The sequence below is a fragment of the Immundisolibacter sp. genome, assembly GCF_028696615.1.
Taxonomy (GTDB): Bacteria; Pseudomonadota; Gammaproteobacteria; order Immundisolibacterales; family Immundisolibacteraceae; genus Immundisolibacter.
On record NZ_JAQVGQ010000165.1, the window covers coordinates 1 to 5,956 of the forward strand.

The following is a 5,956-nucleotide window of genomic DNA, read 5'->3' on the forward strand; positions in this document are numbered from 1 at the left end:
CGCTGTTCCCGTTCGAGGCCGCGTTCTACGAGCGCCACGGCGTGCCGGTGAGCGTGGTCGGCCATCCGCTGAGCGCCTGCCTCAAGCCGGTCACGCCGGCGCAGCGCGCGGCGGCGCGGGCCGAACTCGGTCTGCCGGCCGACACGCCGGTGCTGGCGCTGCTGCCGGGCAGCCGCGCCAGCGAGTACCGGCGCCTGACGGGTCTGTTTCTCGACACCGCGCAGTGGCTGCGCGCCAACGGCCGGCCGTGCGCGGTGGTGGTACCGCTGGTCGACGCCGCCGCGCGAGCGGCGGTGGAAGGCGAGCTGCGCGCCCGCGGCGCGGGCCTGTCCTGCACCTTGCTCGACGGACAGGCGCAGCGGGCCATGACCGCCGCCGATGCGGTGCTGCTCGCCTCCGGCACCGCCACGCTCGAGGCCATGCTGCTGGCCCGGCCGATGGTGGTGGCGTATCGCCTGTCGCCGCTCACCTACGCCATCGCCCGGCGCCTGGTGCGCGCGCCGCACGTGGCGATTCCCAATCTCCTCGCCGGCCGGCGGCTGGTGCCGGAATTCATCCAGCACGCGGCAACGCCCGCGGCGCTCGGCGCGGCGCTCGCCGAGCTGCTCGAACCGGCCGCGAGCGCCGCCATGCAGGCCGAGCTCGCCGCGCTGCACCCGCCGACCGACGTCGATCCCGCCGAGCTCGCCGCGCAGGCGGTGCTGGGCGAGGCCTTCGAGCGGGAGCGACGCGCCGGGGACGCGGCCGCGTGGCGCTGAGTCTGCTGCTGGCCGGGGTGGACGAGGTCGGCCGCGGCCCGCTTGCCGGGCCCGTGGTCGCTGCCGCCGTGATCCTCGACCCGGCCCGGCCGATCGCGGGACTCGCCGATTCAAAGACGCTATCGGCCGCGCGGCGCCAAGCGCTGGCGACGCAGATCAGGACCGAAGCGCTCGCCTGGGCGCTCGGCCGCGCCGAGGTGGAGGAGATCGATCGCCTCGACATCCTGCAGGCGAGCCTGCTGGCCATGCAGCGCGCCGTGGCGGCGCTCACGCTCGCGCCGGCGCGCATCCTGGTGGATGGCAAGCACCGCCCGCCGGGACTGCCGCAGGCCGAGCCGGTGATCGGCGGCGATGCCACGGTGCCGGCCATCAGCGCCGCCTCCATCATCGCCAAGGTGGCGCGCGACGCCGAGCTCGACGCTCTCGACGCCGTCCATCCCGGCTATGGTCTTGCCCGCCACAAGGGCTATCCGACGGCCGAGCATCTGGCGGCGCTCGCCCGGCTCGGGCCGAGCGCCTGCCACCGGCGCAGCTTCGGCCCCGTGCGCCGGCTGCTGGGCGGCGCGGGCTAAACTTATTCGCCCTACCGCTCTTCTCGTCGGCTGCCCATGACCTGCGCGGGCTTCGTCCATCTTTGCGTGCACAGCGAGTACTCGCTCACCGACAGCGTGCTGCGGGTGGACGAGCTGGTCGATGCCGCGCGCGCGGCCGGCATGCCGGCGCTGGCCGTCACCGACGCCGGCAACCTGTTCGCCGCGGTCAAGTTCTACAAGGCGGCGCAGGCGGCCGGCATCAAGCCCATCATCGGCGCGGATGTCATGCTGTGGGAGCAGGCCGACGCCAGCGCGGCCACGCGTCTGCTGCTGCTGTGCCAGAACCACCAGGGCTACGTGAACCTGTGCCGGCTGCTGAGCCGCGCCTACCTGGACGGCCAGCGCGCCGGGCGCCCGGGTGTGCAGCGCGACTGGCTGCCGGGTAACGTCGATGGCCTGATCGCGCTGTCGGGCGGCCTTGCCGGCGACGTCGGCCAGGCGCTTTCGAGCGGTGCCATGGACAAGGCCGCGCGCCTGCTGGCCGACTGGCAGGCGCTGTTCCCGAACCGCTATTACCTCGAGCTTGCGCGCACCGGCCGCCCCGGCGAGGAGGCCTACATCGCCGCCGCCGTGGAGCTCGCCGTTGCCGCCCGGGCGCCGGTGGTGGCCAGCAACGATGTGCGGTTCCTGACTGCGCAGGACTTCGAGGCGCACGAGGCGCGCGTGTGCATCGCCGAAGGCCGGGTGCTCAACGACCCGCGCCGGCCGCGCCCGTATTCCGAGCAGCAATACCTGCGCACGCCGGCCGAGATGGCCGAATTGTTCGCCGACCTGCCGGAGGCGCTCGAGAACACGCTCGCCATCGCACAGCGCTGCAACCTCGAACTCACGCTCGGCCGCCCGCTGCTGCCGGCCTTCCCGACACCCGACGGCGTGAGCGCCGAAGATTACGTCGCAGAGCAGGCCAAGACCGGCCTCAAGGCCCTGCTCGCCAAGGCCAAGCCCGCCGATGAGGCGCCCTACTGGCAGCGGCTCGACGTGGAACTCGGCGTCATCAACCGCATGGGCTTTGCGGGCTACTTCCTGATCGTCGCCGACTTCATCGCCTGGGCGCGCGGCCACGGCGTGCCGGTCGGGCCCGGTCGCGGCTCGGGCGCGGGCTCGCTGGTGGCCTGGGCGCTCGGCATCACGCGTCTGGACCCGCTCGCCAACGACCTGCTGTTCGAGCGGTTCCTGAACCCCGAGCGCGTGTCGCTGCCGGACTTCGACGTCGACTTCTGCATGGACGGCCGCGACCGGGTGATCGACTACGTGGCCGAGCGCTACGGCCGCGAGCGGGTGTCGCAGATCATCACCTACGGCTCGATGGCGGCCAAGGCGGTGGTGCGCGACGTCGGGCGCGTGCTGGGTCTGCCGTACGGCTTCGTCGATTCGATCGCCAAGCTGATCCCGTTCGAGCTCGGCATCACGCTCGACAAGGCGCTCGCCGACGAGCCGCAATTGCGCACGCGCTACGAGCAGGAGGACGAGGTCCGCACGCTGATCGACCTGGCCCGCTCGCTCGAGGGTCTGGCGCGCAACGCCGGCAGGCCCGCCGGCGGCGTGGTCATCGCGCCCGGCCCGCTCACCGACTTCGTGCCGCTGTTCTGCGAAGCCGGCGGCGGCAGCCCGGTCACCCAGTACGACAAGGACGACGTGGAGGCGATTGGCCTCGTCAAGTTCGATTTTCTGGGTCTGCGCACGCTCACCATCATCAAGTGGGCGCTCGAGACGCTCGCCCGGCGCGATCCCAAATTCGCGGGCTTCGACATCGACGACCTGCCGCTGGATGACCCCGACGCCTACGCGCTGCTGCGCCGCTGCGAGACGACCGCGGTGTTCCAGCTCGAATCGCGCGGCATGCGCGATTTGATCCGCCGCCTGCAGCCGGACTGCTTCGACGACGTGGTGGCGCTGGTGGCGCTGTACCGGCCGGGGCCGCTGCAGTCCGGCATGGTGGACGACTTCATCGACCGCAAGCACGGCCGCGCCCGGCCGGATTACCTCGAGCCGCGCCTGGAACCGGTGCTGCGGCCGACCTACGGCGTCATCCTGTACCAGGAACAGGTGATGCAGATCGCCCAGGTGCTGGCCGGCTACAGCCTGGGCCAGGCGGATCTGCTGCGCCGCGCCATGGGCAAGAAAAAGCCCGAGGAGATGGCCAAGCAGCGTTCGGGTTTCGTGGACGGCGCGGTCGCCAATGGCGTGTCCGCGGCGCGCGCCGGCGAAATCTTCGATCTCATGGAGAAGTTCGCCGGCTACGGCTTCAACAAGTCGCACTCGGCCGCCTACGCGCTGCTGTCCTACCAGACCGCGTGGCTGAAGGCGCACCACCCGGCCGCCTTCATGGCCGCCGTGCTGTCGGCCGACATGGACAGCACCGACAAGGTGGTGACGCTGATCGATGAGTGCCGGCGCATGCAGCTGCCGGTGCTGGCGCCCGACATCAACCGCGGCCGGCACGCGTTCACCGTCACCGACGACGGCGCCATCGTTTATGGTCTTGGCGCCGTCAAGGGCGTCGGCGAGGCGGCCATCGAGGCCATCGTCGAGGCGCGCGAGGCCGGCGGGGCGTTCAAGGATCTGTTCGATTTCTGCCGCCGCATCGACCCGCGGCGCGTCAACAAGCGCGCCGCCGAAGCGCTGATCCGCGTCGGCGCCTTCGAGGGTCTCAACGACCACCGCGCCGCGCTGCTCGCCACCCTGCCGCAGGCCTACACGCTGGCCGAACAGGAAAGCCGCGCCGCCGACGCCGGCCAGAACGACATGTTCGGCGGGCCGCTGGCCAGCGGTCCGGCGCCGACGCCGCCGCTCGCGGACTGCCCGCGCTGGAGCACGGCCGAGCGCCTGGCGGCCGAGCGCGAGTCGCTGGGGCTGTGGCTGTCCGGCCACCCGATCGAAAGTTACGAAGCCGAATTGCCGCGCCTGGTGGATTGCCGTCTGGCCGACGTGCAGCGCTTCGAGGGCCGCAGCGCGCGTGTGGCGGGCCTGGTCACCGCCAGCCGCACCCTCACCAAGGGCCGGCGCATGACCTTCGTCACGCTCGACGACCGCACCGCGCGCCTTGAAGTGACGCTGTTCGACGAGCAGCTCGACGGCGCCGGCGACCTGCTCGCCCGCGACCGCCTGCTGGTGGTCGAGGGCCAGGTGTCGGTGGACGAGTTCAACGGCGGCTACCGCATCCGCGCCGAAAAGGCGCTGCCGCTGGCGGCCGCCCGCGCCGGGCGCGGCGCGCTGCTGATGATCGGCATCGACACCGCCCGCGCGCCGGCCGATCTTCCGGCGCGCCTGGCCGAACTGCTCGATGCCCACCGCGGGCCGTGCCCGGTGCTGCTCGACTGCCGCACCGGCCAGGCCCGCGGCCTGCTGCGCGCGGCGCCCAAGGTACGCGCCGACGACGAACTGCTGGCGCGGCTCACGGCGCTGGCGGGCGTCACGCGGGCCGAATTCCGTTACGATCCGCCGCCCACGCGCGCGCCGGCGTTGACCATCGCCCCGTCGCCTGCCCCTGCGGCGGACCGCTCGGACGCCCTCGTCGATAGCGACTACGGTGCATTCGCCGACAGCACCGCCGACTGAACCGGACCGGACATGCCATTCCAGTTTCTCGAATTCGAAAAGCCCATCGCCGAGCTCGAGGCGCGCATCGACGAGCTGCGCCAGACCGCCGGCGCCGGCACGGTCAGCCTGGACGAGGAAATCACGCGCCTGCAGCGCAAGCTGGACAGCCTCACCGACAGCATCTTCGGCAAGCTGACGCCGGTGCAGATCGCCCAGCTCGCCCGCCACCCGGAGCGGCCGTACACGCTGGACTACATCCGCCGCGTGTTCACCGACTTCGAGGAACTGCACGGCGATCGCATGTTCGCCGACGACCCCTCCATCGTGGGAGGACTCGCGCGGCTCGACGGCCGCCCGGTGCTGGTGATCGGTCACCAGAAAGGCCGCGACGTGCAGGAGAAAGTCCGCCGCAACTTCGGCATGCCCAAGCCCGAGGGCTACCGCAAGGCGCAGCGCCTGATGCGCACCGCCGCGCGTTTTCGGCTGCCCATCGTCACCTTCATCGACACGCCGGGCGCCTACCCGGGCGTGGACGCCGAAGAGCGCGGCCAAAGCCAGGCCATCGCCGAGAGCCTGTACCTGATGGCGCGCCTGCCGGTGCCGATCGTGTGCGTGGTGATCGGCGAGGGCGGCTCCGGCGGGGCGCTCGCCATCGGCGTCGGCGACCGCCTGCTGATGCTGCAGTACGGCACCTATGCCGTCATCTCGCCGGAGGGCTGCGCCGCCATCCTGTGGAAAGACTCCGGCAAGGCGGAACTGGCCGCCGAGGCCATGGGCATCACCGCGCCGCGCCTGCACGAGCTGGGGCTGGTGGACGAGATCATCCCCGAGCCGCGCGGCGGCGCCCACCGCGATTTCGACACCGCCGCCGCGGCCGTGCGCACCGCCGTGCTGCGGCACATGGACGAACTCACCGGCCTGCCGGCGGCGGATCTGCTGGAACGTCGGCTCGCGCGCCTGCGCGGCTACGGCGTCTACAAGGAAGGGTGAGCGACGCGCCCGGCCTGGCCCTGATCTGCGCGGCGCTCGCGCACAGCCCGGCGCCGGTCACGCTGCGCGTCGCCT

4 protein-coding genes are annotated in these 5,956 nt (G+C 72.2%); all 4 read left to right on the plus strand.

Annotation, left to right across the window (positions count from 1 at the left end; translation table 11 throughout):
• On the plus strand, positions 1-758 hold a 758-nt coding region (gene lpxB, locus PHC73_RS10490), incomplete at its 5' end, for a lipid-A-disaccharide synthase (protein WP_300127717.1).
• On the plus strand, positions 749-1,330 hold the full coding sequence (rnhB, locus tag PHC73_RS10495) for a ribonuclease HII (protein WP_300127719.1): 582 nt from the start codon (positions 749-751) through the stop codon (positions 1,328-1,330). The genes lpxB and rnhB, both read left to right, overlap by 10 nt.
• A gap of 36 nt (positions 1,331-1,366) precedes the next feature.
• Entirely contained in the window at positions 1,367-4,909 is a 3,543-nt protein-coding gene (gene dnaE / locus PHC73_RS10500) for a DNA polymerase III subunit alpha (protein ID WP_300127721.1), read from the plus strand.
• Positions 4,910-4,921: 12 nt separating this feature from the next.
• Positions 4,922-5,881 carry an acetyl-CoA carboxylase carboxyltransferase subunit alpha gene (locus tag PHC73_RS10505; protein ID WP_300127724.1) on the plus strand — a complete coding sequence of 320 codons (960 nt, stop codon included), beginning with the start codon at positions 4,922-4,924 and terminating at the stop codon, positions 5,879-5,881.
• Positions 5,882-5,956 lie beyond the last annotated feature (75 nt).

Bases quoted from the DNA above. Each gene is read 5' to 3' on its own strand.
- dnaE (WP_300127721.1), top strand. From the start codon at position 1,367: ATGACCTGCGCGGGCTTCGTCCATCTTTGCGTGCACAGCGAGTACTCG.
- PHC73_RS10505 (WP_300127724.1), top strand. From the start codon at position 4,922: ATGCCATTCCAGTTTCTCGAATTCGAAAAGCCCATCGCCGAGCTCGAG.